Below are 26709 nucleotides of genomic sequence, written 5' to 3'. Positions count from 1 at the left end.
TCCGGCCGCCCGCCGCACGAGACTCGGGACCGTCGGCCACGACGACGGTCAGGAGGACACGACATGGCGGAACACACACGGCGGACCGTGCTGCGCGGGACGGCCCGGCTCGCGGCGGCGGGCGCACTCACCGGCCTGGGCACCGGCCCGGCTACGGCCCGCCCCGCAGGGGAAGTGACGAAGCATCACTTTCCCTTTCTGGAAGGGGCGTTCGCGCCGGTCACCGACGAACTGACGGCTTTCGACCTTCCGGTGACCGGCCGCATCCCGCGCGAGCTGAACGGCCGTTTCCTGCGCAACGGCCCGAACGTGCTCGGCCTGGAGGATCCCCGGGCCCATCACTGGATGCTCGGCGAGGGCATGGTGCACGGCGTTCGGCTGCGCGAGGGCAGGGCCGAGTGGTACCGCAACCGCTGGGTGCGCTCCTCGCAGGTCGCGAAGAAACTGGGTGAGCCGTATCCGGGTCCGGTCCCGCCGGACGACTTCGCGTGCAACACGCATGTGATCCCCTACCGGGGGCAGATCCTCGCGCTGCAGGAGAGCGGCCCGCTGCCGTACGAACTCGACGGCGAGCTGGGCACGGTGGGCACGTACGACTTCCGGGGCACGCTGGAGGGGGCGTTCACCGCGCACACCAAGTTCGACCAGCACGCCGGTGAACTGCACGCGATCGCCTACTACCCGGCCTGGGACCACATCCGGCACATGGTGGTGGGCCCCTCGGGGCGTGTCACCCGCACCACCCGGATCCCGATGCCCAACCCGCCGATGGTGCACGACTTCGCGCTCACCGAGAAGCACGTCGTCGTCATCGACATCCCGGTCACCTTCGATCCCGCCGCAGCCGGGCGCGGCGCCCAGGTGCCCTACATCTGGAACCGCAGGCACCCCACGCGCGTGGGCATCATGCCGCGGACCGGCGGGCCGGTGCGCTGGTTCGGGATCGACCCCGTCTACTACTCGCACACCCTCAACGCCTACGACGAGGGCGACTCGGTGGTGGTCGACCTGACGACGTATCCGGCGCCGTTCCATGTCGCCGGCCGCGGCTCGGACGGTCCGTACGCCGCGGGCACCACGAAGCTGGAGCGCTGGACGGTCGACCTGCGCCACGGGCGGGTACGGCAGCGGGTACTGGACGACCGGCCGCAGGAATTCCCGCGGGTGAACGAGTCGTTGGTGTCGCGGCGGCACCGCTACGGCTACACGGCGGCGGCGGCCGCGCTGACGGCCGCGTATCTGACACCGGACGGCGGCACCCCGCCCGACGACGCCTTCTCCAACGCGCTCATCAAGCACGATCTGCTGCGCGGCACCACCGAGGTGCACCGGCTGCCGAGAGGCGCGGCGGCGGGCGAGGCGGTGTTCGTACCGCGCGAACCGGCCGGCCACCGGCCCGCGGAGGACGACGGCTATGCGATCGCGTACGTCCACAACCCGGACCGGGGCGCCGCCGACCTGGTGATCCTCGCGGCGCAGGACTTCACCGGGGAGCCGGTGGCGCGGGTGCATCTGCCCGGCAGGGTGCCGCTCGGCTTCCACGGAAGCTGGATTCCGGACGCGTGAGCGGCCGCTGTTTGGGATGGTTGACCGTATGCATGCAAAGGACATCCTCATCGACGGTTACGGCCGCATCCAGGAAGAAGTCCACGCCGCCCTCGACGGCCTCGGACCGGACGAACTGCACCACCGGCCGGCCTCCGACGCCAACTCCATCGCCTGGCTCGTCTGGCATCTCACCCGGGTGCAGGACGACCACATCGCCGACGCCTTCGACCTGGAGCAGGTCTGGCTCGCCCAGGGCTGGGAGAAGCGCTTCGGCCTCGATCTGCCGCCCCGTGACCACGGGTACGGGCACACCCCCGCGAAGGTCGCCAAGGTCCAGGTCGAGTCCGCCGACCTGCTGACCGGGTACTACGACGCCGTCCACGCACAGACCCTGGGCGCGCTGCGCTCGCTCGCCGCCAAGGATCTGGAGCGGATCGTGGACGAGCGCTGGGATCCCCCGGTCACGCTGGGGGTGCGCCTGGTGAGCGTCCTGTCCGACGACCTTCAGCACATCGGACAGGCCGCCTACCTCAGGGGGTTGCTTCAGAGCGCTGCCGCGTAGCCCGGCAGGACCACGTCCTCGATGAGGGCCTTGCGCTCGTCGAACGGGATGAACGCGCTCTTGAGCGCGTTCACCGTGACCGTGCGCAGGTCCTCGACGGTCCAGCCGGCCTCCTCGACCAGCAGGGACATCTCCCGGGTCATCGTCGTGCCCGACACCAGACGGTTGTCGGTGTTGAGGGTGACCCGGAAGCCGAGGTCCTTCAGCGCGGTGATCGGGTGCTCGGCGATCGAGGTGGCGCAGCCGGTCTGCAGGTTGGAGGTGGGGCACATCTCCAGGGCGATCCGGCGGTCACGCACCCAGGAGGCCAGCCGGCCGAGCTTGCCGGCCGCGAGGTCGGGGATGTCCTCGGTCAGGCGCACACCGTGGCCGATGCGCTGGGCGCCGCACACCTGCAGGGCCTGGTGGATGCTGGGCAGGCCGTGCGCCTCACCGGCGTGGATGGTGAACGGCACGCTCTCGCGGCGCAGCTGCTCGAAGGCGGCCAGGTGGTCGGCGGGCGGGAAGCCGTCCTCGGCACCGGCGATGTCGAAGCCGACGACCCCGGCGTCCCGGTAGGCGACGGCCAGCTCGGCGGCCTCGCGGACCCGGTCGAACATCCGCATGCCGCACAGCAGGGTGCCGACCCGGACGGGGGTGCCGGCGGCGGCCGCCTTGGCCATTCCGGCGGCGAGGCCCTCCTGGACGGTCTCCACGACCTCGCGCATCGTCAGCCCGCCCTGCGTGTTCAGCTCGGGGGCGTAACGCACCTCGGCGTAGACGACACCGTCGGCGGCGAGGTCGAGCACGTACTCCTCGGCGGTGCGCAGCAGGCCCTCGCGGGTCTGCATGACGGCGAGGGTGTGCTCGAAGGTGGCTATGTAGCGGACCAGGTCGCCGGAGTTGGCGGCCTCGAAGTACCAGGCGGCCAGTTCGTCGGGGTCGGTGGTGGGCAGGGTGTGGCCGATCTCCGCGGCGAGTTCGACGACGGTGGCGGGGCGCAGGCCGCCGTCGAGGTGGTCGTGCAGCACGGCCTTCGGGAGCCGGCGGAGGGTCTCGGTGTCGATGCGGGACGCGGTCATGGCAGGGCTTTCCTCGGTGGTTCTGAAGTGATCAGGCGGCGGGCTGGAGCAGGTCCCAGCGGTTGCCGTACAGGTCCTGGAAGACGGCGACGATGCCGTACGGCTCGTGGCGCGGCTCTTCCAGGAAGGTGACGCCGGCCGCGGTCATCCGGGCGTGGTCGCGGGCGAAGTCGTCGGTGTGCAGGAAGAACCCGACGCGTCCGCCGGTCTGGTCGCCGACACGGGAGCGCTGGGCCTCGCCCTTGGCGCGGGCGAGGAGCAGTCCGGTGGCGGTGCCTTCGTTCCCGGCCTCCACGACGACCCAGCGGGAGCCGTCGGGGCGCGGGGCGTCCTCGGCGAGCCGGAAGCCGAGGGCCTCGGTGTAGAAGCGGATGGCCTCGTCGTAGTCGTCGACGACGAGGGTGACCAGCGCGACGCGTCGCATCGGGACCTTTCGGTGGGTGGTTAGCGGGTGAGGTTATACGTAAAACCCAGCGGGCGCCAGTCATTGTTCTACGCGCGTTGCCGTGCGGCTTCGACGATGTGCGCGGATGCGGTGGGTCAGGGCCGCTCGTCGCCCTGGGCGATCTCCACCCGATGATGGAAGTCAGCCATACCAGCGGCCGAGGCCGCGCAGGAGACGACCGTGCAGGCAATCAGCACACCGGCGATCACACGACCGGCCCGGGGCACGACAGGAGCGGCGAGCAGGGCCTGCACACGCTGCGGGACGGGGCCGGCGGTCGCGGCGGGCGCGAAGTCGGGGCGCTCTGAGCGGGCGGCCTGTCCGGCGAGGGCCGCGCGGGCGATGGCCCGGGCGATCAGGCGCCGGTCGCCGACGCGGGCGGCGGCGGTCTCGTCGGCGGCGCGCTCGGCGGCGAGCCGGATGGTCTCGCGGACCGGGCGCAGCGCCGGGTGGCAGTGCGCGGCGAGTTCGGCGGCGGCGAGGAAGTAGTGGTGGTGGCCGTCGTTGTGCGCCCGCTCGTGCGCGAACAGGGCCTCCCGCTCGGGGCCGTCCAGGCTGCGCAGCATCGCGGTGGTCACGACGATGCGGTGCGGGCGGCCGGGCAGGGCGTAGGCGTCCGGGCGGGGCGAGTCCACCACGCACAGGTCGCCGGCCGCGGGCCCGCGTTCCGCCTCGGTGCGGGCCACGCGGAAGGCGCGGGTCTGGTGCAGCACCGAGCGGACAAGGGTCCAGCCGCAGACGGCCAGAGCGCCGACGGAGGTCGCGGCGGCCGGCAGGACGACGAGGTCGGATGCGGTGCGCAGCGGATGGATCAGCTCGCCGACGGCGGCGAAGAGCGGGACCTTGAGCAGGCCGATGAGGACGAACGAGCCGAGCGCGGCCAGCGAGCAGCCGGCGAGCACGATCGCACAGGCGGTGACGGCCCACAGCGCGGCGACCGGGGCCAGCCGGTCCAGGGCCCGGCGGGCCAGGGCCGGCAGCGCGAACGGCAGCAGCAGGGGCAGCAGGAGCAGCGCGGTCATCGTTCTTCGGATTCGAGCAGGTCGCGCAGGATGCGTTCGTCGTCGGGGCTGAGCTGGGCGACGAAGCGGGCGAGAACGGTCTCGCGGTCGGTGTCCCGGTCCAGTTCGCTGTGCATCCGGCGGGCGGTGAGGCCGTGGGCGTCCTGGACGTCCTGGACCGGGAGGTAGGCGTAGCCGCGGCCCTGGCGGTGCCGCACCACGACGCCCTTGTCGTGCAGGCGGGTGAGGATCGTGGTCACCGTGGTACGGGCCAGGTCCGCGCCGAGGCTCCGCTGGACCTGACCGGGTGTCTGGGGCGCGTCGGCGGCCCAGAGTGCGGCCATGACGCTCGCTTCGAGTTCACCGGCCGGCCGGCGCTCGTCCTTGGCCTCGGTCATGGAACGTTCCTCACCCCGTCATCGTCTGCGGCCCGGGCGACCGTCTACACGATAGTAGTCAACCCCGCCTTCGTACGGCTGTGCACCCGCTCCCCCATTATGGGAGGGCCGTTTTGCCGGGGGCCGCCGCCCAGGGACCCTGGGCCCCGGGGCGGCGGCCGGAGGCGGCGGCTTCGCCGGAGTGTGCCGGGCGGCCCGCCGTACTCACCGCTGGGACACCCGCCCTACCGCCCGCCGCCCGTTCCTCGACTGTCAGCTATCAGCACTGGATCGCCGAGCGCGCCGGGCGGTTCCAGCGGCGCCGACCGGTCTCAGCGGAACGCGGCGACATGACGGGCGGCCCAGTCGGCGAACGGGCGCGGGGGGCGGCCGAGGACCCGCTGTACGTCCGGGCTGACGCGCAGCTCGGCCGGGCTCGGCGCACCGAGGATGGTCAGGGTGTCCTCGGCGAGTTCCGCCGGCATGCTCTGGGCCATGGCGGCCTTGGCCTCTTCGCGGGTGAGCTCGTGAAACCGCACGGGCGAGCCCAGCGCGGCGGCGATGGCCTCCGCCTGCCGGCGCGGCGTGATCACCTCCGGGCCGGTCAGCTCGTACACGCCGCCGGTGTGCCGGTCATCCAGCAGGCAGGCCGCCGCGACCTCGGCGATGTCCGCCGGGTCGATGAGCGGCACCCCGACGTCGCCGAAGGGCGCGGCGACGACCCGCCGCGCGCGGACGGACTCGGCCCACCACAGGGCGTTGGAGGCGAAGCCGCCCGGCCGCAGGATGACCCAGTCCAGGCCGGACTCCCGCAGCACGTCCTCCACCGCGCGCAGCGCGATCCGCGTCGGGCCGGAGGGCCTGGTCGCCACGCCCTGCGAGGAGAGCAGGACGATCCGGCGGACCCCGCCGGCCGCGGCTTGGCCGATGATGCCGGCCGGTCCGGCTCCGGTGGCGTGCATGTCGCCGGACAGCAGCAGGAACAGCGCCTTCGCCCCGGCCAGCACGGGCTCGAGGCCGGCAGGCTCGGACAGGTCGGCCGGCACATGACGGCCGCCCTCCGGCGCCGGCGCCGCGTGCCGTGACACCGCCGTCACCTGCCGGCCCGCCGCGGCCAGCGCCCGCGTCAACGGCCGGCCCACATTCCCGGTAGCCCCGGTCACCACGATCATGATCAGCTCCTTGTCCGATGCGCTCTGTGGCCTGCCTTGACGCTAGGAGCTGGGCTAACTTTTGGTAAGGACATACCTTCAGGTAAGCTCCTCACATGACGGGAGGCGCGCAGTTCATACGGGCCGAGGTCGGGGAGCGGTATGAGGTGTTTCACACCGACTGCCCCGCGCGCGGTGTCGTCGACCACGTGACCAGCAGGTGGGGCGTCTGGGTGTTGATCTCCTTGCGGAGCAATGCCCTCCGGTTCTACGAACTGCGCGAGAGCATCCAGGGCATCAGCGAGAAGATGCTCGCCCAGACCCTGCGCGCGCTGGTCCAGGACGGCCTGGTCTGGCGGGAGGTCGAGCCGACGACCCCGCCCCAAGTCACCTACGGGCTGACCGAGTTCGGGCGGGACGTCGGCGAGCCGCTGGCGGAGCTGCTCGACCGGATTACACGGCAACTGTCGCCGCGCGGCGCGGGATAGCGTGGTCGTGGCCGACCAGGTACGGGTGAACGCGCAGCGGAACCTGGGTGTTCAGTACCGGCGCAGCAGCGGCCAGAGCACGGCCCATGGCCGGTCCGGCCCTGCGCAGAGTACGACGGCCGCGTGCTGCTCCTGGTTCGCGGTGCCGTGCCCGTTGTCGACGCGCGCCACCGTGTGGCAGGCGGTGAAGTGCTGCTCCATCTCGGGATCGTCCGCCGGGTGGACGATCAGCACCGGACCGGTGGCGGTGGCCGGCGGCGGGCCCCAGGCGTGCAGGCCCATGTGGCCGGAGTACGGTGCGGGCAGGCCGAGCGGGGGCCCGTACCGTGCGATGGCCCCGGCCTCGCCGTAGTTCGCGGTCAGCAGCACGGCGGTGGCCCGCTGGTCGGCGGGGATCGCCTCCCAGCCGGTGGCGGTGGCGCGTGCGAGCTGCGGCCAGCCGACCTCCTCGCCGAGGTCGGGGTCGACGGCCATCGGCACGGTCAGCGCCGATGCGGGCAGCACCGGCAGGGCGGCCAGGGCGCTGGTGAGCAGGGCCGCGAGCAGTCCGCCTGCCAGCTTGGCGCGGTGCTCGCGGATCCAGTGGGCGTAGGGCTCGCAGCCGGCGGCGCTGATCGCGTACAGCAGCGGAATCGGGTAGTACCCCTTGCCGCCGCCGGCCAGCACCAGCAGGCACAGCACCATCCAGGCCACCGCGACCGGTCGGGCCCAGCGCAGCTCCGGTCGGCGCAGCAGCCGGCTCAGCCCGGTCAGCCACAGGGGTGCCAGCACCGGGGAGAACTGGAGCAGTTGCATCGGCAGGGCGAGCAGGCGCCCGCCGATTCCGACATCGGCGCTGATTCCGTGAGCCACCGTCAGCTCGGGCCACCCGCGGACGGCCTGCCACCACAGGGTCGGGATCGCGAAGGGCAGCGCGGCGAGGAGGGCGGTCAGCGGGCCCAGCAGCGCGCGTGGACGCGGTACGAAGAAGCCGCGCGGTCCGGCCGTCAGCGCGCCCAACGCCAGGGCCGGCAACAGCCCCAGCACCAGCAGCTTGTTCAGCAGCGCGATCCCAACCAACGCTCCCAGCGCGGGCCACCAGCGGAATTCGCCCGTGCGCAGCAGTCGGAGCGTCAGCAGGATGATCGCCAGCCAGACCGTCAGGTCGAAGGTCGCGGTGGAAAGCAGGTGGCCGATTCCCAGCGTGTAGCCCGAGCAGGCCGCGGCTCCTGCCGCGAGTATCTGCCCGCCGCGTCCGGCGCCCAGCTCTCGTGCGATCAGCGCGGTGAGCGTGATCGTGACCGCGGTGAGCAGCGCGGGCAGGATCCGCACGCCGGTCGGGGTGGAGCCGAAGAGCTCCGCGCCGAGCCTGGCCAGCAGCGGGGTGAGGGGTGGCTGGTCCGGGTAGCCCCAGGCCGGGTGCCGGCCGGCGAGCAGGAAGTACAGCTCGTCGCGGTGGAAGCCGTAGCGGCCCGACAGTGCGATCAGTAACGTCGCGGCCGCGGCCGCGACCCCCCCGACCGGCCCCGCCGCGAACGGCCGCAGGCACGGCTGCGCATCCCCCCGAGTGTGCATGTCGGCATTCTGACAGTTCGGGCGGGGCCGGAGAAGGGACCCTGCGACGGCAGCCGCGCGCCTCAACTCGCCGAAGTGTGCAGGGCGTCCAGTCGTGCCAGTTCGTCCGCGGTGAGGCGTACGGCGCCCGCGGCGACGTTCTCGGCGACGTGGTCGGGGTTGCCGGTGCCGGGGATGGCGAGGACGTGCGGGCCCTGGTGCAGGGTCCAGGCGATGCGGATCTGGGCGGGACTCACGCCGTGGGCCGTGGCGATGTCGCGCACGGTGTCGTCGTGGGTGTCCGCCGCCGCCTGCGGGCCGGCATCGCCCGCGACGGCGAAGAACGGCACGAACGCGATGCCGTGCGCGCCGCACAGACGCAGCATCTCGTCGCCGACCGGGTCGGGGCGGTCCAGGGCGAACCGGTTCTGTACGGAGACCACCGGGGCGATCTCCAGCGCCTCGGCGAGGTGGTGGGGCCGGACGTCGGAGATGCCGAGGTGCCGGATCAGGCCGGCCTCGCGCAGCTCGGCGAGCGCGCCGAAGTGCTCGGCGATCGAGTCCTGGCTCATCCGGCGCAGGTAGACCACGTCGAGGTGGTCGCGGCCGAGCTGGCGCAGGTTCTCCTCGACATGGCCGCGCAGCTGGTCGGGGCGGGCCGAGGTGCCCCATTCGCCGTAGTAGTCGCGGAAGGGGCCGACCTTGGCGGCGATGACGAGGTCGTCGGCGTAGGGGGCGAGGGCGGTGTTGATCAGTTCGTTGGCGGAGCGTGTGGCGGAGAAGTAGAAGGCGGCGGTGTCGATGTGGTTCACGCCGAGTTCGACGGCCCGGCGCAGCACGGCGATCGAGCGTGCGCGGTCGCTGGGCGTGCCGAGGTGGAAGGCGGCGCTGCCCGTCAGCCGCATGGCTCCGAGGCCGATGCGGTGGACGGGGAGGTCGCCGAGCTTGAAGGTGCCGGAGGTGTCCGCGGTGATCGTTTCAGCGGTCATTCGGCGGAGTCTCGCACAAGCGCCGGCTCCTGCGCCGGTGAATATCGCACCGGCCCTGGGCGCTACCGGCGGGCGCCCCTTGGCCGGCGGCGGGTCAGTGCGCGGTCCGCAGCAGGTCGAACAGGTCGTGGCCGGCGGCACTGTCGCGGGCGGCGAGTTGCGGGCCGGTCGCCGTGGCGGCGCGCCTGCCCCTGGGAACGAGGGCGAGCACTTCGTTCAGGGCGCGTTCGCCCACGTTCTGCCGGTCGTACCGGTCGGGATCGGCGACGAAGGCGAGGGTCGCCGCGGCCAGCACGCCCGGCACGTCGCTCCGCTTGGAACGCAGCCCGGCGGCGAGCCGCGCGCTCGCCTCGGTCAGCTCGGCCGGTCGCCGTAGACCCACCAGGGACCTCAGGCCGGCTCCCCCGAGTTCCTCGAATCCCTCGCCGATCAGTGCCTCCACCACGGCGTGCGCCTCCGCGTCCTCCCCGGTACGGCAGGACGGTGCGGCCGGTCCGGCCTGGAGCGCGGCCCGGCACACGCCCACCCGGAGGGCCCGCGGCGGATAGCCGGCGGTGCCGTCCCCCGCGGTGGGATGAGCGGCGAGGGCGTCCTCCAGGGCCCGGACGTACGCCTCGCCGCACGCCAGCGTCGCGCACAGGTCCGCGAACACCTCGCCCGCCCAGCCCTGCCACTGGGCCAGCCGGTCGGCGGGCAGTCCCGCGCGCTCCCGCAGCCGGGTGCCGAGCGCGGCGGTGAGAGCGAAGTCGTCCTCGATGTGGTGTCCCGTCTCGTGTGCGACGGCGAGCACCGAGGGCAGGTGATGACTCGCCGACCAGGGGATGCCGATCACCGGGAACGGCAGGTGCGCGGTCGCCCGGCGGCCGGCCAGGGTGCGCTGTGCCCCCGAGGGCAGCAGTTCCTCGAAGGCGCTGCCCCGAGCGGCGGCGAACGGCACCGGATGGCGGTCGAGGAAGGTGAGCGGCGGTTCCCTGAGCGCCAGGTGGGCGGCGGCCGACCGGCGCACCGGGTCGTAGACGGCCCACGCCAGTTCGTCGGCCACCGCGAGAAAGCGCCGTTGGTGCGGAATGTGCCGGACCAGCAGCTTGGTACGGAAGAAGTCCCACAGGTGGTGGAGGTCGAGGACGAGCTCGGGAGTCCTCTCCCGCCGTTCGTTCGGGGTGAGTTCGGTCAGCCGCTCCAAGGCCCCCGCGACGACCCGGACGGCGCTGTCGATCTGCGACTGGTGCTTCTCCAGCGGGCCCCCGTCCGCGCCGGCCCGCGTCCACTCGGCCAGCTCCGCCTCCAGCCCGGCGACCAGATGCCGCACCTCGGCGTCGCGGCGCGCCCGGTGTCCGGCGTCGGCGGCCGGGCCGTGGGCCGTGGTGGTGTCGCTCACGCGCTCGTCGTCTCCCGTCCGCGGTCGGGGTCCGACAGGTACAGGGCGGCCGGGCTGGCGAACAGCGAGACGCAGTGGCGCTCCAGCTCGTCCTCCCCCCAGTCGGCGAGTCCCGAGACGGGGGCGCGGCCGCACAGTTCCTCGTACAGCCGCAGCAGCGGAGTCTCCGCGCGGACGGCCTGGGCCACCAGGTTCGTCTGGGCGTTCCTGCCCTTGCCCAGCAGGCCCACGCCGAGCACCGCGGGCGCGCATCCGGAGGAGAACAGCGACGCGGCGAAGAGGTTGCGCAGGGCCAGTTGCAGGGGGATGTCCGCCTGCGAGGCCGGCCGGGGCGGATCGAGCACCACCAGCGGCTGGGTGCCCGGCTCGAACTGCCGCAGCCATTCGACCAGCCTGCCGGGATCGAGGTCGGCTCCCGTGGCCGTCCGGCTGAGCCGCTCCCTGGGGCTCAGCTCCCCGAAGGACAGGTCGAAACAGGGGGTGGCGCCGCCGCGCAGGCGCAGCGGCGCGCTCACGTGGAGGACATCCGGCGGTTCCTTGAGCCTGGGCAGGCTGCCGGGCGAACGGACGTCGCGGGCGAGGACGTCGCGGGTGGTGTAGGCGTGCAGCACGGAGCGCGCGTAGGCGTACCCGGACGTCGCGAAGGAGCTGTTCTCGGCGGGCGGGTCGCACGCGACGACCACCGCCCTGGCGCCGGTGCGTTCCCGGGCCCGCCGGCGGGCCGCCTGGACGAGTTGCAACGCCGCCAGGGCCGCCTCCATGGACAGGGCACCCAGTCCCGGCGGCGAGACCCCGGCGGCCACCCTGAGGGCGGTCAGGGTGAAGGCGCCCCAGACGCCGTCGGTGAGCACCTTCGTCTCCGAGCGGCTGTTGAGGGCCGCCTGTACGGCCCTTACGTCCGCGATCTCCGCTGCCTGGGGCAGCGTGCGGTACAGGGCCGTACGCCGGTGCCGGAAGAGGAGTTCCCAGGGGAAGGCGAGCAGCCAGGGCTCGTCCGCCCGCACCTGCAGGGCCCGTACGGGGGTCATGGCTCGCGTCATGTGGTGCAGCAGCGGCATATGGGCGGTCACGGCCTCCTGCCAGTCGACGGCGAGGGAGTGGGCCATGGGCATCGGGGCGAGGGCGCCCTGCCGCCCGGGATCCACGCGGAACACCTCGTCGTGGGCCGACGACAGGACGACGGTCGAGGACAGGGAACGTGGTGCCGGTTCCCGAACCGGGTACCCGAGTGCCTCGGCCATCACGGCAGCGGCCTGTTCGAGCAGCGCGTCCTCGGTCACCGAAGCGGTGGACCGCAGGATGCGCCAGGCCCAGAACGACGGCCGTTGCACCTGGCTGAGCGGCTCGGCGGCGGCGCGCAGCAGGCTTCGCCGCTCCGTCACGTCCGGCTCGGTCGTGGCGACGAGCCAGTGGGCGGTCGCGCGCAGCAGGGGCGGCGCCTTGTCGGCCCGGCGGTACAGCGACCGGCCGGGCTCGCGTTCCGGTGCGCCACCGCAGCGGATCTGGGCCTGGGCCCACATCCACTTCGGCAACGGGTCGTCTCCGGCCGTGTCGGCCAGCGCCGAGCAGGCCCGGGCCACCAGCCGTGCCGCCGTCTCCGGCCGCCCGCAGACCCGCTCGAACTCCGCGAGCAGGGCCAGCCGCACCTGGTGGTCCAGGTCGCCGGCCTCGTCCTCGATCATCGGCGCGAAGACCGGCCGGAGCAGGTCGAGTTCGGGAACCGGACGCTCGGGGGTGGCGCACAGACTCAGCCCGGCCAGCACGCTCAGCCGGTGCCCCGGTGACCGCACCTCGGCCAGGGCCTCGGCCAGTTCGGTGGCGCGGCCGGGATCGGCGAGCACGGCCGGCACACCCCCGTCGAGCAGGTCCTTGCGGGAGCGCAGCGGCACGTCGAGCGCGTCGGTGTCCGGTGCCTCGTGTCCCAGGCCGGCGAGCACATGCCAGAGCAGGGCCGCCTCGACGGCGTGCTCCCCGCTGGTGTCCACGCTCCGCAGCCGCTGCAGGGCGTGCGCCGCCCGGCGCAGGTCGCCCACATCGCGGGCGAGGAACCGGGCCTGCTCCAGCAGGCACCGGGGGTGGCCGTCCGGGTAGCCGAGGTCGCTCCAGAGCGCGCCGGCCCTGGCGAAGGAGCGTTCGGCGCCGTCCACGGCCAGCAGCCTGCCCTGGAGCATCCCGCGGTGCAGCGCGATCTCGGCCAGACAGCCGTACCGGGTGGAGTCGTCGATGCCCTGGGCGACGCGCTCGGCCCGGTCCAGGGCCTCGAAGGCGGGCCGGGACCTGCCCAGCAGTTGGTGGGCGCGCGCCGTGTGCAGGCACGCGTCGACCTCCTCGGCGCGGGTCAGTACGTCGAGATCGATGCGCTGCAGCCGGTCCAGTGCCGACGCCGGTGCGACGCCCCGGAGTTCCGCGTCCACCAGGGCCAGCATCGCGCGGTTCCACAGCGACTCCGGCGACCCGGCGAGGTCCCCGCGCTCCGTGACCAGCCGCAGCAGCAGGGCGACCGCCTCGTCGGGCCGGCCGTGGTCCTGCAGGACCCGGGCCAGCACCGTGGAGGCGTCGGTCAGCGGCCCGATGTCCTCCTTGTCCCGTGCCGTCGACACCCAGTTCAGGTAGGTTTCCATGGCCTCGGGGCGGTCCAGCTGGAGCCGCATGACCGTCAGCAGCAGTTCCAGTGTCCGTCGGGCCGGGGCGCCGAGCGAGGTCACGGGCACGGAGGGAATGAGCCGCGCCGCCTTGTCGAGGTCCCCTCTGCCGATCAGCAGCAGTACCCGCAGCCAGATGTCGGCCCCGCCCAGTTCGATCGGCTCGTCGGACTCCCCGATCAGCCGGTCGACGACCGCGAGATGACGCTCCACCTCGCTCCAGGCCGGGTCCGAGGGGCTGGCGAGGGCGCGCAGGGCGGTGCCCGGACTGCCCATCACCCCCATGGCGACGCCCAGATGGGCATGGACGACCGCCGTCCGGCTGATCAGCGGGCGGCCGTCGGTGCGCAGCCTGGGCTGCCCGCCTTCCAGGTACTCCTCGCCGAGCACCTCCTCGCACAGTTCCCGGACGAGTTCCATGTCCTGCCGCTGGTTCGCCGCCAGGACCTGACCGCGCCACCACCGCACCGCACCTGGGTCGCCCGCCTGGAACCGGTGATAGGTCGCCTCCCGCAGACAGGCGCCGTACTGCTCGGAGTCGGCCTCGGCCAGTGCGTCGAAGTGGGCGGCGAACGCCCGGTGCAGCTCGGTGAAGACCGGATGGTCGGAGACCAACAGGCGCATGGGCGCAAGGACGTTGATGTGGAAGACCACCGTGTCGTCGTCGCCGGGGTGCCGCGAGACCCAGGAGGACTTGGCCGCGTAGGCGAGGAGCCGCTGCCAGGCCCGCTCCAGTTCCTCGTCCGTCGGCTCGTCCGTGACGAAGGGGAACACGTCGTCACGGCCCCGCAGATGGTGGTCGTCCCGGCGCGGGTCGTCCACCTGCGAGCGGTCGGTGATGCCCTGGGCGAGCCAGGACCGCATCACCGTGAACACGTCCTTCTTGTGCAGGCGCCGGGGGATCACGCCGTACCGCAGCAGCCAGCGCACGGCGCGGTCGTCGATGCGCTGCACCACCCGCTCGATGAGGTAGCGCACGAGGGGCCCGTCGCAGCGGGTCAGTTCCTCGGGGGTGATGTCCGGCTCCTGCTCGACGAGGTCGGCCAGCAGGGCGAGGTGGAAGGGCAGTCCTGCGGCCTTGTCCGTGGCGACGCCCACCAGGCGCCGGTCGGTGATGCCGCGCACCCGGGTCAGATACGCCCGCGACTGCGTCTTGGTGAAGGGCCGCACCACGATGTGTTTGACCTTGCCCCGGGGGAACGCCCGGAAGGCCTTGGGGATGCTCGCCCGCAGGTTGTAGCGGCCGGCCAGGATCAGCCGGAGTCCCGGGCAGCGTTGGAGCAGCGTCGCGAGCATGCCCAGCATGCGTTCGGCTTCCGGGTGGCCGTGCAGCAGCAGTTCCTCGGTGGTGTCGACCACCAGGAGGGCCGACCGGCCGGCCAGTGCCGGGTTGAGGCGGTCGGCGAAGGCCGCGAGGAGTTCGGCCTCGACGGCCGCGGTGTCCAGGCGGTCGACGGCGCCGGCCACGTCGTGCGCCGGCGCGGAGGGCCGACGGTCCAGGAGGATCCGGTAGACGTCGTACCCGGAGAGCGACTCGAAGACCCTGCCGGGCAGCCGGCGGCCGAACTGCTCGGCGATCTCCAGGAGCAGCAGCCAGGGGTGGCGGCCCACCGTGTGCGGGTTGACGACGTCGAAGTCGATGCGGGCGCAGGGGACGTCGTGCGGGGCCGGTACGCAGTACCTGGCCACGAGCCAGCGCAGCAGCATCGTCTTGCCGCGGCCTCCGGGGGCGTACACGTGCCAGACCCTGCGCCCCCCGGAGAGCAGTTCCTCGGCGTCGTCGGTCAGTCCCTTGGGCTGGAGGAACTGGGCGGAGCGGGCGTAGTCCGCGGCCCAGTGGTCACGTGCCCGCACGTATCCGGCGCGGTCGATGCCCAGATCGGCGATGCCGGGCACGGCGTGGGGCAGCCGGTCGGCGTCCCCGAGCACGTCGACGAGGTCCTGGCAGGCGGCGAAGTCACGGCGTTCGTCGGCTTCGGCGAACCGCTGCTCGAACAGGGCCAGGGCGGCCTCCGGATCGGGCAGCAGCAGGTGCCGTACGGCTTCGGCGTGGTCGCCGGACTCCAGGTGGTGGGCGGCGATGCGCCGTTCCAGGTCCAGCAGTTCGGGCGCGAGCAGGGCGTCCCCGGACCCCGGCATGATCCAGTCCAGGAAGTAGGCGGCGCGGTCGGTGTCCGGCAGGGTGTAGGTGCCCGGCACACCGCCCACGGGGTGCACGGCTCCCTCGTGGATCAGATCGTTCAGCGCGGGTGGCCGGCCTGGCCCGCCTCCGGCCGCGACGGGCCCCAGGACGGCCCGGTACAGGGCCGAGTCGAAGGTCCGGGCGACGGCACAGACCCGAAGCACGGCGGACCACTGCGGCGGGCGCAGGGAGCGGGTGATGGCTTCCAGGGTCTCGCCGGCGGCGAGCCGGCGGGTGATGTCCGCGAGGACGTCCGTCATCGGATGGCTCCCTGTGCTCCGGCCGCACGCCACCCGGGGATCAGCCGCGTGAGAGTGTCGAAGGTCTCGACCCCGAAGTGCGGGGCCATGAGGGCGCGGTAGGACTCCAGGAAGGCCACGGTCCGGTCGTCGGCGGGAACGCCGAGGCGACGCGCGTAGGCCCTGGCCAGCCGCAGGAACTGCTCGCTGCGGAAGTCGCCGACGCTGACGCGGCCCAGCATGTGCGAGTCGGCCTCGGGCAGCGCCTCGCTCAGCCAGGCGTCCCGGGCGACCAGGATGAGGCGCAGCGGGGCGGCGCGGCCGTAGGCGATCGGTTCGACGAGCCCCCGGTACAGGACGTCGACGAACGCGCCGCGCATGATGGCATCGGCGTGGTCGAGCGCGACGACCATGGGCCGTCCGGCGGCGGCGGTGCGCAGCGCGTCGAGGAACGCCGCCATGATGCGGTCCTTCCGCTTGTCGTTCGGATCACCTATGTCGTCGTCGAACGGTTGCCACCGGTCCTCCTCGGGTTCCGGATCGTCACGCAGGACGCCCGATCCGGCAAAGCAGTTGAGTACGGCGTTGAAGGTGCCGAAGGCGGCCTCGGGAAGCCGGCACAGCTGGCGGGGGGAGGTGGCCTCCTGGCGTATCAGGCGAAGGGTCGACAGCCAGTCCTTGTGCCGGGTGGGCCGCCCGGCCGTCCGGTGGTGTGCGGGCGGTTGCAGTGGTTGTCGCAGGTCGACCGAGACGATGTGGTGCCCGCGCAGGAACCAGGTGACCAGGCACCAGTTCGTGAGCCAGGTCTTGCCGGTGCGTTCGCCGTCGGTCTGCGACTTCCCGCCGATGACCAGCACGGGCCGGTCGGTTCCGCGCGGGGCGAGCGACGGGTCGTCCAGCGCCCACCAGGCTCGCCGGCGCTCCTCGGGGCGTCCCACGAAGCGGCCCAGTTCCACGTACTGCTTGCGGGTGCCGAGCTCGTCGACGGAGTTGCCCGGCGGGACCCGGCGTTCGATGGGCACGACCTGCTCCGGGGCGGTACGGGTCAGCAGCACCGGCAGGGCCCAGGAGCCCTGTCCGGGGGCGCGCTTGGCGAGGGCGGTGCGGGCGGCGGCCACGGCCTCGTCCACGCCGGGAACGCGGCACAGTTCCGCGTAGAACTTCTCGGAGAACACCACCGCGGCGTCGGACTCGATGTCGTCCTGCATCGACACGACGGCTCTGGTGCCGGCGTCCAGGAACGCCTGGGCCATGCCGCCGATCCAGTCTGCGGGGTCCGCCTTGCCCAGGTGGCAGGCGTTGAGCACCACCAGCGGTGGCTTCCAGTCGGTGAGGTCGGCGACGTCGTCCGGGGCCAGTTCCCAATCGCCCGCGCCCTCGCCGGCCGCCGTGGTGAAGACGATCACGGGGCTGCCGGTCCCGGGGCGGGGCATGCCGTGGCCGATCACATGCACCACATGGGGACGTAACTGGTCGATGTGGTCGGACAGTTCAGCCGCGTCGCCGGGATGGTCGAGCACTTCCAGATGGGTGCGGCCCGGGACCGCTTCCAGCGCGCCGGAGATGGCGGCGATCTCCTGTTCGGCGAGCAGACGGTCGTCCTGGGCCGCATGGCACACGACGACGAGCACCCGCAGCGGCCCGAGTTCGCACGGTTCCCCCGGGGCCTCGGTGTTCTCGGCGCCGCGTCTCCACCTCAGTTCCGGCCGGCGCCACAGCCACTGACCGCGGTGCCGCAGCAACTCCCAGGGCAGGCAGCGCAGTCCGGGCGACTGGATGTCCAGCCGGACGCGCAGCGGCGGGCGGCCGCCGCAGCCGATGCGTAACGCGGCCCACTCCTCGGCGAGTTCACCACCCAGCAGGGCGGCGTACAGCCGCTCGCCGACCTGTTCGCGGTCCTGTTCGCCGACCCCGCGGTCGAAGACCTTCATGAGGTCCTCGGTGTGCCCCAGGTCGCCCAGTGCGGCGGACGCCACCGGACGGCCGTCCACCGTGAGCTTTACGACTGCGGGCTGCGCGCTGTCGGCCGCGCCGACCAGCCGCAGCACCGCTTCCACCGGCGTCTTCACCGTGTCCTGTGCCATCGTGCCCCCCCGCGGACGTCAGCGCGTGGCCTCGCCGGGCAGTGGCTGTTCGTCCGCCGGCACATGCTCCAGTACGGCCGCCGGATCGTCCTGCGCCTCCTCCAGCAGCACCGGCGGGACGGGCACGTCCGCGGCGCCCCGCCCGCGCTGGCGGGGGCCGTAGTCCTTCTTCACCTTGCCGAACCAGCCTCTGCGGAGCCGGACCACGCGGAAGAAGGGGGTGACGTCGGTGGCGAGCCACTCCAGGCCGATGTGCCGGCGCCAGCCGACGGCCGTCGCCGCCGAGAGGTCCGCGAGCGCCGGCAACGTGGGCAACGCGTCGGCCTGGAAGCGCAGTTCGGCCGCGCTGGCGCCGTCGGCGGCGGTGAGTACGAGGCCCGAGCGGGCGCCGACGACGTCCGTGACGGCGAGCAGGCTCTCGTCCCAGTCGTCCCAGCCGCGGCGTACGAGGGCCGAGGCGAGTGCCCGGGTGTCGTCCACGCCGGTCTCGGTCAGGCCGCGGTAGACGACGAGTGCGCAGTCGCCCTTCTCGAAACCGACCCGGGCGCCGACGTCGGCGGTCGCGAGGGAGGTGAAGCCGTCGGCGGCCGTCCCGGCCGCCTTGAACGTGACGGACGCGGAGCCCTGGGTGTCATAGGTGTAGTCGTGGTGCGGCGTGCCGGGACGCAAGGTGAAGGGAACGCCCCGGTCCGCGAGGGAGCCGGCCGTGCGCAGCTGGCCGTCGGCGCTCTGCAGGACCTGTCCCGGCTCGACCCGCCGGGACAGCGGCCAGGCCACCCACCAGGTCCGCCACACGTCACGCACGGCATGCCGGTACAGCTCGTAGGAGTCCTTCATTCCGCCCCCCGTGGAACCCGCCCCTGTGTTGCCCCGGCAGCGTACTGCGTCGCGCGCCGGTTGGTGACCGTTCGTGTCAACTCCGTTACGCCGTATCGTTTCGGCAGGCGGGCGGGCCCACGGGGCTCAGCCGAGCGGCTTGTCCAGGACCGCCTTGCGGTGGCTGAACGTCTCGATGGAGTAGCGGCCGTGGTAGCTGCCCATGCCGCTCTCCCCCACACCGCCGAACGGCAGGTCGGAGACGGTGAGGTGGGCGAGGGGCAGGCCGTAGCCGAGGCCGCCGGAGGAGGTCTCGGCGGCGATGCGCGCACGGGTCTCCTCGGACTCGGTGAAGACGTACAGGGCGAGCGGCTTGTCGCGGTCGTTGATGAAGGCGATCGCCTCGTCCAGGCCGGACACGGTGACGAGGGGCAGGACCGGGCCGAAGATCTCCTCCCGCATGACGGGCGAGTCGGGGTCGACGTCCGCGAGGACGGTCGGCGCGATGTACTTCGCCGTACGGTCGCTCTGACCGCCGACCGCGACCCGGCCGGAGCCGAGCAGGCCGGAGAGCCGGTCGAAGTGCCGCTCGTTGACGATCCGGCCGTACTCCGGCGACTCGGCCGGGTCCGTGCCGAACAGCGCCTCGACCGCGCGGACCAGCGCGGGCTCCAGGGCTGCGGCGGTCTCCGGGTCGGTCAGGACGTAGTCGGGGGCCACGCAGGTCTGGCCGGCGTTGAGGAACTTGCCGCGGGCGAGCCGGTCGGCGACCACGTCCGGGTCGGCGTCGCGGTCCACGAACACCGGGGACTTGCCGCCCAGTTCGAGGGTGACCGGGGTGAGGTGCTCGGCGGCGGCGCGCATCACGATGCGGCCGACGGTGCCGTTGCCGGTGTAGAAGATGTGGTCGAAGCGCTCGGCCAGCAGGGCCGTGGTCTCCGGCACGCCGCCCTCGACCACGGCGACCGCGTCGGTGTCCAGGTAGGCCGGGATCAGCTCGGCCAGCACGGCGGAGGTGGCCGGGGCCAGCTCGCTCGGCTTGGCGACGACCGCGTTGCCGGAGGCCAGGGCCCCGACCATGGGGGCGAGCAGCAGCTGCGCCGGGTAGTTCCAGGGGGCGATCACGAGGACGACACCGAGCGGGTCGTACTGCGTCCAGGCCGTGGCGTCGGCGCCGAGGTGGGCCGGGACCGGCGCGGGCTCCGGCCGCAGCCACTCCGTGAGGTGGCCGAGGGTGTGGTCTATCTCGCGGACGGTGAAGTCGATCTCGGTGCGGTAGGCCTCGGTGCCGCTCTTGCCGAGGTCGGCGTGGAGGGCGGCGGCGAGGTCGGCGCCGCGCTCGGTGAGCATCGCGCGCAGCCGGCGCAGCTGCCCGGTGCGCCACTCGACGGGCTTGGTGCGGCCGGTGGCGAAGGTGGCGCGCAGCCGGGCCACGATGTCGACGGGCTGCTCGATGACGGGGTGGTTCACGTGGGCCTCGCTGGTGGTGCACGGGCGGGTTCGGCCCGAGCCTAGGTCTCGGTGGATGTATTTGCCAACCTTTCAGGTCCTCAAATGCATTCCGGCAGCCCGAGGTGACGGCGCTCACAGTCCGAGGTCCCGCCCGCGCCGCTCCAGGTAGCCCCGCTCGGCCTCGCTTCCGGCCAGTTCGGCGGCCAAGCCGTACTCCGTGGCCGCCTCGGCGGTGCGGCCCAGGCGGCGCAGCAGGTCGGCGCGGACGGCATGCAGCACGTGATAGCGGCCGAGGCCGAGGGCGTCGACGAGGTCGAGCGCCCTGGCCGGTCCCTCGGTCTCGGCCACGGCGACGGCACGGTTCAGGGCGACGACGGGGGACGGGGCCAGGGCCATGAGCTGGTCGTACAGGCGCTGGATCTGGTGCCAGTCGGTGGCCGCGGCGGTCGGGGCGTCGCTGTGTACGGCGTTGATCGCGGCCTGGATCTGGTACGGCCCCGGCTGGTTGCGGCGCAGACACCGGCGGACCAGCTCCTGGCCCTCGGCGATCAGGGCGCGGTCCCAGAGCGTGCGGTCCTGCTCGGGCAGCGGTACGAGGACGCCGTCCGCGTCCTGCCGGGCCGACCGCCGGGACTCGGTCAGCAGCATCAGCGCGACCAGGCCGGTGACCTCGGGTTCGTCCGGCATCAGCGCGGCGAGCAGCCGGCCGAGGCGCAGCGCCTCCGCGCACAGGGCGGGGTCGCCGGTGTAACCCTCGTTGAAGATCAGGTAGACGACGGCCAGGACACCGCCGAGCCGCTCGGGCAGATCGGCGTCCCGGGGCACCCGGTACGGGATGCCCGCGTCGCGGATCTTGGCCTTGGCCCGCACCAGCCGCTGCGCGAGGGTCGGTTCGGGCACCAGGAAGGCGCGGGCGATCCGGGCGGTGCTCAGGCCGCCGAGCAGGCGCAGGGTGAGGGCGACCCGGGCCTGGAGGGCGAGCGCGGGGTGGCAGCAGGTGAAGATCAGGCGGAGCCGGTCGTCGCGCACGGGGCCCTCCTCGGGCGGTGCGTCGGGCGCGTGCGGGCCGGGCGTGAACAGGTGGGGCGCGTACAACCGGGCCGCCTCGGCATGCCGGGCGTCCCGGGAGGACTCGCGGCGCAGCCGGTCGATGGCCCGGTTGCGGGCGGTGGTGATGATCCACCCGGCCGGGCTCGGCGGCACGCCGGACTCCGGCCAGGCGCGGACGGCCGTGGTGAAGGCGTCCTGCACCGCCTCCTCGGCGAGGTCGATGTCACCGAGGAAGCGGACGAGGACGGAGACCGCGCGCCCGTACTCGGCGCGGAAGACGGCCTCGACATCGACGGTGTCCGCCATGGGCGCCCGTGCCCTTCTGTCCGATCACGCCGCTCCGTCCGATCACGCCGCGGCCCGGACGACGCCGGCCGTGGGGCGGAGTGCGGCCCGGCGGCCGGCCGCGGTCTGGCCGTGGCCGCTCGCCGGAAGCGTACGGGGTCGATCACGCCGGGCACCGCAGACAGGCGCGGACCTCTCGCCCGCTGCGCGTCTGGTGGATCTCGGTCGACTGTGCGAGGGAGTCGACGATCCCGGTGCCGCGGCCGTGCTCGTCCGGGGCTGCGTCGTGGTGGACGCGCTCGACCGCCGTCCCGGAGTCGGTGACCACGATATGCAGGGTGCCGCTGTCGAGGACGAGCAGCAGCGTCATGCGTTCGCGGCCGTACTGGGCGGCGTTGGCGGCGAGTTCGTCGACGATGAGGATGGCGGAGTCCCGCTCGCTCTGGGGCACGCGCCAGCACTCCAGCAGTTCCGCCGCGAGGTGACGGGCGGCGGGCACATGCGCCTCCTGCGCGGGCAGGGTGAGCATCGCCTGGTGGTGGCAGGACCGTGCGGGGAGGGTGTCGGCACGGGCCGAATCGGTCACAAACATGGTCTTCTGGCTCTTCTGCGTAGGAACCCGTATGTGAGCACTCATTCAGTTCTACGGATGACGGGCGCATATGGTTCGAGCCAATCGCCCGTTTTGCGCATTTTCTTGGAAGTTCACCTCACGCCCGGATCGTGACCAGCTTCTGGCCGCCGCCCGAGACGATCTCGAAGTGCTCGATGGCCGCCGGGGACATCGGAACCGCGCCGGGGATCGTGGTGCCGGCGGGATACGCGCCCGCCCGCCAGGTGGCGGCGTCCGCCCTGACCCCACCGGGTCCGACCGCCTGCAGCCGGCAGGTGATGCCCGCGGGCGCCCCGTGGGCGGAGACCTGCAGCACACTGCCCCACGCCGAGGGTGAGACCCGGACCGAAGCAGTGACGCCGGTGGTGGGGTCGCTTCCGGAGAAGGTGCGCACCGGAGCCTGCGTGACCGGTGCGGGCCGCGTCGCCTGACCGGTCACGGATGCGCTGATCGCCAGCCATGTGCCGCCGACCGCCGCCCCGGCGACCAACGCCAACGTGGCGAGCGCACCGGCCAGTTGCCGCCGCCAGGTTCTGCGGCGCCTGGCAGCGGCCTGCTGAAGCATCCGGTCGAGCAGTCCCGCCTCGGGAGCCCGAGGCGCCGTGGACGTGCCGGGCGGCGCCTGAGGTGTGCCCCCGGCGCTCTCCGCCGCCCGCCGCACCAGCCGATCGGCCGGATCCTCGTCACCGACCGGTACGGGCCGGCCCTCGGCTTCCGCCGCGGTGACCATCGCGAGCAGCGCCGGAAGTCCGGCCAGCTCGGCGTGTTCGGACCTGCACCCCTCGCATTCCGCGAGGTGCGCACGCACCTGTTCCGTCTCCGCCGGGGACAGCACGCCCAGCACATACCCTCCGAGCGCCAGCCGGAGGACGTCGTGGTCCGCGTTCATGGCCGGCACCTCCTCCATGCCGTGGTCATCGCTCGATGCCTCGTTCCCGCAGAGCCAGCCGGAGGGCATGCAGGGCGTAGTACGTCCGCGACTTGACGGTGCCCGGCGGGATGCCCAGCACCTCGGCGGCCTCCGCCACGGTCCGGCCCCGGTAGTACGTCTCCAGCAGTACGGCGCGGTGGTCCGGGGACAGGGTGTGGATCGCGTCGGCGACGGCCCAGCTCAGCAACGCCTGCTCGATCCGGTCCTCGCCCGGCGTCCGCTCCGCGGCCCGCTCCAAGGCGTCGCCCCCCACCTCCGCCGGTCTCGCCTGCCGGGCCCGGTGCGTGTCGATGACCAGGCGCCGGGCGACCGTGCACAGCCAGGCGCGCGCCGGGCCGCGTTCCGGTTCGAACGCGGCGGGGTGCTGCCAGGCCCGCAGCAACGTCTCCTGCACGACATCCTCGGCCCACTGCCGGTCTCCTGACGTCAGTCGCAGTGCGTAGTGGAACAGCGGGCCCGCGTGCTCGGCATACAGAGCCCGGAGCAGTTCCTCGTCCGTGGTCGAAATGGTCCCGTTACCCGAGACACGGCGCCCGGAGCGATTCGGATCGGCCGCATCGCCACGTTTTCGGGTCTTCCATGGCATAAGCCGATCATCACGCATATGCATCGCTTTGTCGTGTCATGCCCAGTGAGAGCTGAGAAATCTGACAAAAGATGCATATCTCCCCGAACCGCGCGACAGCGCCGCCCGTGGAACCAGGCATGAGCCGTCGCACACACGGCATCACCTGATCACTGGGGAATGAACATCATGTACGTCAACCTCCGCCCCGTGGGCCGCCGATCGCGCCGTACGGCCGGGTCGGCCGTCGCCACCGCCGCCGTACTGGGGCTCCTGAGCGCGTGCGGCCAGTCGACCCGCTCCTCGGACACCGGCTCCCTCACGCCCGGCCCGGGTCAGCATCAGCTCCCCGGGATGCCCGGCACCTCGGCGACACCCGACATGACCATGCCCATGAGCTCTCCGGGCAGGAACACGGCCGCCGCACCGGTGTCCGCGGACGCCGTGGCGATCAAGAACTTCACGTTCTCTCCGGCCACGCTGAAGGTCAAGGCGGGCACGACGGTGACCTGGACCAACGAGGACACCGATGCCCACACCGTCACCAGCGCCGGCTCGGACGGCCCGCTGCACTCGCCCGCCCTCGCCACGCACGGCACCTACACCTACACGTTCACCAAGCCCGGCAGCTACGCCTACGTCTGCACGATCCATCCGTTCATGACCGGCACCGTGGAGGTGACCTCATGACCGCGTACGACGACCACCAGAGCCCGGCACCGGACGGCGGCGCCGGGGATCCCCCTTCTGAACACGGCATGTCCCGGCGCCAACTCATGCGGCACGCCGGATGGTTCGGAGGAGCCGTGGTGCTCACCGTGGCCGGCGGAGAGGTGTTCAGCCATGTCGCCGGCCCGCGGGACACCACCGCCCGGGCCGCCGCGGCACCGGGCGCCGCACTGCGGTTCGTGCAGGTCTCCGACAGTCATATCGGCTTCCAGGGCCCGGCCAACACGGACGTGGTCGGCTCGTTCACCGCAGCGATCGACCAGGTCAACGGGCTCGGGTTCCGGCCCGACTTCGTCATGCACAGCGGCGACCTGACGCACCTGTCCACGACGGGACAGTTCGACCAGGTCAGGCACATGATGACCGGGCTGCGGACGGATCGTGTCTTCACCGTGCCGGGCGAGCACGACTCCATCGGCGACGCGGGCCGCGCCTACCGGCAGATCTTCGGCAAGGGCACGCTCGGCGACGGCTGGTACAGCTTCGACACCCACGGTGTGCACTTCCTCGCCCTGGTCAACACCCTGAGCCTGGAGAAGCTCGGTCACCTCGGCACCGAGCAGATCGACTTCGTCCGCAAGGACCTCGCGGGCCTGCCGTCGGACACCCCCGTCGTGGTCTTCAGCCACATCCCGCTCTTCGCCATGTACCCGCGGTGGGGCTGGAGCACGGACGACGCGCTGAAGGTGATCGCGCTCCTGCGCCGCTTCTCCTCGGTCACCTGCCTCAACGGACACGTCCACCAGCTGTTCACCAAGACGGAGGGCAACATCACCTTCCACTCCGCCACCACCACCGCCTACCCGCTGCCCAAGCCGGGGCGGGCACCCACCCCCACTCCCCAGGTCGTGCCCGCCCGCCGGCTGAAGGACGCGCTCGGCATCCGCACCGTGGGCTTCCGGCGGGGAGACCAGCAGCTGGCGATCAAGGACGAGCGGCTGGCATGAGAGCGGCACGCCGCCGCTCCTCATGATCCGGCAGGTGGCTGTGGCGGTGCGGCACGGCCGTTGCCGGCCGCCCCGGATCACCTCGCGACCGGCTCGTCCGGGCCGCGAGGTGATCCTGGAGGCCGAGGCTAGTGCTGGTCCACGAAGGGCCGTACCTCGATGGGCAGGGTGGTCGCGAGGGCGGCCTTGCGGCCCCACTCCAGGGCCTCGTCCAGGTCGGCGGCCCTGATCAGGCAGAGCCCGCCCAGGTACTCCTTGCCCTCGGCGTAGGGCCCGTCGGTGACGAGCACCTCGCCGTCCTTGGGGCGCAGCACGGTGGCGGTCTCCGGGCCGTGCAGGCCGCCCGCGAACACCCAGGCCCCAGCGGCGCGCAGCTCGTCGTTGAAGGCCTCGACGTCGCGCATGATCGCGGCGAGCGCGTCGGGGGCAGGCGGGGTCACGCCGGTCGGCTGGACCACGCTGAGCAGGTAGTGCTTCATGATGTCCTCCTCGGTGACTTCAGGGTCTCTCGGACGCGAGACACCTCCTACACGAACGGCCGCCCCTCGGATCGACACGGCGCCGGAACAGATCTTCGGAAGAATCACCCGTATGACAGCCACCACCGCACATCCGCTCCTGGACCGCGCCCACCGGCTCGCCGCGGACCTGCTGATCCCCGAGGCCGAGCGGGTCGACCAGGAGGGCGTGCCGACGAGCCACATCGAGGCGGTGAAACGGTCGGGGCTGCTCGGGGCGGGCGCTCCGGTCGCGTACGGCGGTTCGGGCGCGCCGCCGGACGTGGTCCGCCGGATCGCGGAGATCCTGGCCGGGGCGTGCTGTTCCACGTGGTTCGTGCAGACCCAGCACCACACGCCCGTGCAGGTCCTGACGCAGAGCGAACTCCCGGTACGCGAGCGGTTGTTGGGTCCGCTGTCGCGCGGTGAGCTGATGTCCGGGGTGGCGTACGCGCACCTGCGGTCGTATCCGCGCGTGCCGGTACGCGTCCGCCGGGAGGGCGGCGGCTGGCGGTTCGACGGGACCGTGCCCTGGTACACCGGGTGGGGCCTGAACGACGTGATGCTGCTCGCCGGGGTGACCGACGCGGGCGAGGCGCTGCTCGCGTTCGCCGAGGCGCGCGTCCAGCAGGGGCTGCGGGCCTCGGAACCGATGCGCCTCGCGGCGCTCACCGCCGCGCGCACGGTGTCGCTGGAGCTGACCGGACTGTGGCTGCCGGAGGAGTCGGTTGCCCTGCGGATGCCGTACGAGCGGTTGGCACCCCGGGACCGGGCCAGGACGCTGAACGCCAACCCGGCCGTCTTCGGCGTCGCGGAGGCCGCGCTCTCCCTGCTGGCCGAGGACACAGCCGCGCCGCTGCGCGCCCGCCTGGCCGACGCCCGCCGGCGCGCCTACGCACTGGCCGACCATCCGGCGCCGCTGGAGCGGGTCGCGGAGCGGCTGGCGGCGCGCGCGGAGGCGTACGAGGTGCTGCGGACGGCCACCACGGCGGCGGTGGTGGCCGGGGGCGGCCGGTCGATGGCCCTGACGAGCCGCGCCCAGCGCCTCGCCCGGGAGGCGCTGTTCTTGCTGGTGCAGGGGCAGACGGCCGAGACCCGGTCGGCACATCTGCGGGCGCTGGGAGCCGCTTGAGCCGGGGCCTTC

General features: G+C 72.9%; 23 protein-coding genes. 6 read left to right on the top strand and 17 right to left on the bottom strand.

Features of this window, described 5'->3' with window-relative positions:
* Positions 1-63 precede the first annotated feature (63 nt).
* The gene (locus BFF78_RS38990; RefSeq protein WP_069782762.1) at positions 64-1566 is read left to right on the top strand and encodes a carotenoid oxygenase family protein; all 1503 of its coding nucleotides are present in this window, start codon (positions 64-66) and stop codon (positions 1564-1566) included.
* Between the two features lie 28 nt (positions 1567-1594).
* Entirely contained in the window at positions 1595-2110 is a 516-nt protein-coding gene (locus BFF78_RS38985; protein ID WP_069782761.1) for a mycothiol transferase, read from the top strand.
* Here BFF78_RS38985 and BFF78_RS38980 read toward each other — a convergent pair.
* The 5 genes from BFF78_RS38980 to BFF78_RS38960 all read right to left on the bottom strand — a co-directional run bounded on the left by BFF78_RS38980 (position 2092) and on the right by BFF78_RS38960 (position 6166).
* Positions 2092-3171 (bottom strand): adenosine deaminase, encoded by a 1080-nt coding sequence (locus BFF78_RS38980; RefSeq protein WP_069782760.1) that lies wholly within the window; start codon positions 3169-3171, stop codon positions 2092-2094. The two genes, BFF78_RS38985 and BFF78_RS38980, sit on opposite strands and share 19 nt — an antisense overlap.
* Positions 3172-3202: 31 nt before the next feature.
* A complete protein-coding gene (locus BFF78_RS38975) occupies positions 3203-3595 on the bottom strand; it encodes a VOC family protein (RefSeq protein WP_069782759.1) in 393 nt (130 codons plus the stop codon).
* A gap of 116 nt (positions 3596-3711) precedes the next feature.
* Positions 3712-4638, bottom strand: coding sequence for a M56 family metallopeptidase (locus tag BFF78_RS38970; RefSeq protein WP_069782758.1), 927 nt, complete (start codon positions 4636-4638; stop codon positions 3712-3714).
* Positions 4635-5015 carry a BlaI/MecI/CopY family transcriptional regulator gene (locus BFF78_RS38965; RefSeq protein WP_069782757.1) on the bottom strand — a complete coding sequence of 127 codons (381 nt, stop codon included), beginning with the start codon at positions 5013-5015 and terminating at the stop codon, positions 4635-4637. The genes BFF78_RS38970 and BFF78_RS38965 overlap by 4 nt, the downstream gene beginning before the upstream one ends.
* A 311-nt stretch (positions 5016-5326) precedes the next feature.
* Positions 5327-6166, bottom strand: coding sequence for an SDR family oxidoreductase (locus tag BFF78_RS38960; protein WP_069782756.1), 840 nt, complete (start codon positions 6164-6166; stop codon positions 5327-5329).
* A gap of 95 nt (positions 6167-6261) precedes the next feature.
* Between BFF78_RS38960 and BFF78_RS38955 the strand changes: the two genes are divergently transcribed.
* A complete protein-coding gene (locus tag BFF78_RS38955) occupies positions 6262-6633 on the top strand; it encodes a winged helix-turn-helix transcriptional regulator (RefSeq protein ID WP_069782755.1) in 372 nt (123 codons plus the stop codon).
* A gap of 51 nt (positions 6634-6684) precedes the next feature.
* On the opposite strand, the gene BFF78_RS38950 is transcribed toward BFF78_RS38955, so the two are convergent.
* The 11 genes from BFF78_RS38950 to BFF78_RS38900 form a co-directional block, all read right to left on the bottom strand.
* Entirely contained in the window at positions 6685-8187 is a 1503-nt protein-coding gene (locus BFF78_RS38950; RefSeq protein WP_069782754.1) for an ArnT family glycosyltransferase, read from the bottom strand.
* Between the two features lie 62 nt (positions 8188-8249).
* The gene (locus tag BFF78_RS38945; protein WP_069782753.1) at positions 8250-9155 is read right to left on the bottom strand and encodes an aldo/keto reductase; all 906 of its coding nucleotides are present in this window, start codon (positions 9153-9155) and stop codon (positions 8250-8252) included.
* Between the two features lie 94 nt (positions 9156-9249).
* Positions 9250-10533: a hypothetical protein gene (locus BFF78_RS38940; RefSeq protein WP_069782752.1), complete on the bottom strand. Its 1284-nt coding sequence runs from the start codon at positions 10531-10533 to the stop codon at positions 9250-9252.
* Positions 10530-15617: a hypothetical protein gene (locus tag BFF78_RS38935; RefSeq protein ID WP_069782751.1), complete on the bottom strand. Its 5088-nt coding sequence runs from the start codon at positions 15615-15617 to the stop codon at positions 10530-10532. The genes BFF78_RS38940 and BFF78_RS38935 overlap by 4 nt, the downstream gene beginning before the upstream one ends.
* Positions 15614-17680 carry a CHAT domain-containing protein gene (locus tag BFF78_RS38930; protein WP_069782750.1) on the bottom strand — a complete coding sequence of 689 codons (2067 nt, stop codon included), beginning with the start codon at positions 17678-17680 and terminating at the stop codon, positions 15614-15616. The genes BFF78_RS38935 and BFF78_RS38930 overlap by 4 nt, the downstream gene beginning before the upstream one ends.
* Before the next feature lie 18 nt (positions 17681-17698).
* On the bottom strand, positions 17699-18517 hold the full coding sequence (locus BFF78_RS38925) for a hypothetical protein (protein WP_069782749.1): 819 nt from the start codon (positions 18515-18517) through the stop codon (positions 17699-17701).
* Positions 18518-18643: 126 nt separating this feature from the next.
* On the bottom strand, positions 18644-19966 hold the full coding sequence (locus BFF78_RS38920; protein ID WP_069782748.1) for an aldehyde dehydrogenase family protein: 1323 nt from the start codon (positions 19964-19966) through the stop codon (positions 18644-18646).
* A 114-nt stretch (positions 19967-20080) separates the two neighbouring features.
* Complete coding sequence (locus BFF78_RS38915; protein ID WP_069782747.1) at positions 20081-21304, bottom strand: RNA polymerase sigma factor; 1224 nt, start codon at positions 21302-21304, stop codon at positions 20081-20083.
* A gap of 142 nt (positions 21305-21446) precedes the next feature.
* Positions 21447-21869, bottom strand: coding sequence for an ATP-binding protein (locus tag BFF78_RS38910; protein ID WP_227026042.1), 423 nt, complete (start codon positions 21867-21869; stop codon positions 21447-21449).
* 124 nt (positions 21870-21993) lie between these two features.
* Positions 21994-22785, bottom strand: a complete 792-nt coding sequence (locus BFF78_RS38905) for a zf-HC2 domain-containing protein (RefSeq protein WP_069784091.1) — start codon at positions 22783-22785, stop codon at positions 21994-21996.
* Between the two features lie 25 nt (positions 22786-22810).
* The gene (locus BFF78_RS38900; protein ID WP_069782745.1) at positions 22811-23413 is read right to left on the bottom strand and encodes a sigma-70 family RNA polymerase sigma factor; all 603 of its coding nucleotides are present in this window, start codon (positions 23411-23413) and stop codon (positions 22811-22813) included.
* A 168-nt stretch (positions 23414-23581) separates the two neighbouring features.
* Here BFF78_RS38900 and BFF78_RS48750 point away from each other — a divergent pair, with 168 nt between their 5' ends.
* Both BFF78_RS48750 and BFF78_RS38890 read left to right on the top strand, forming a co-directional pair.
* Positions 23582-24082 (top strand): cupredoxin domain-containing protein, encoded by a 501-nt coding sequence (locus tag BFF78_RS48750; protein WP_227026041.1) that lies wholly within the window; start codon positions 23582-23584, stop codon positions 24080-24082.
* Positions 24079-25068: a metallophosphoesterase family protein gene (locus tag BFF78_RS38890; protein WP_069782744.1), complete on the top strand. Its 990-nt coding sequence runs from the start codon at positions 24079-24081 to the stop codon at positions 25066-25068. The genes BFF78_RS48750 and BFF78_RS38890 overlap by 4 nt, the downstream gene beginning before the upstream one ends.
* Positions 25069-25196: 128 nt before the next feature.
* On the opposite strand, the gene BFF78_RS38885 is transcribed toward BFF78_RS38890, so the two are convergent.
* Entirely contained in the window at positions 25197-25547 is a 351-nt protein-coding gene (locus BFF78_RS38885; RefSeq protein WP_069782743.1) for a YciI family protein, read from the bottom strand.
* A 112-nt stretch (positions 25548-25659) separates the two neighbouring features.
* Between BFF78_RS38885 and BFF78_RS38880 the strand changes: the two genes are divergently transcribed.
* Positions 25660-26697, top strand: a complete 1038-nt coding sequence (locus tag BFF78_RS38880; RefSeq protein WP_069782742.1) for an acyl-CoA dehydrogenase family protein — start codon at positions 25660-25662, stop codon at positions 26695-26697.
* Positions 26698-26709: the final 12 nt, after the last annotated feature.

Source organism: Streptomyces fodineus (genome assembly GCF_001735805.1).
GTDB lineage: Bacteria > Actinomycetota > Actinomycetes > Streptomycetales > Streptomycetaceae > Streptomyces > Streptomyces fodineus.
Note: the sequence above shows the minus strand (reverse complement) of the source record. Positions and strands in the feature narration are given on the sequence as shown.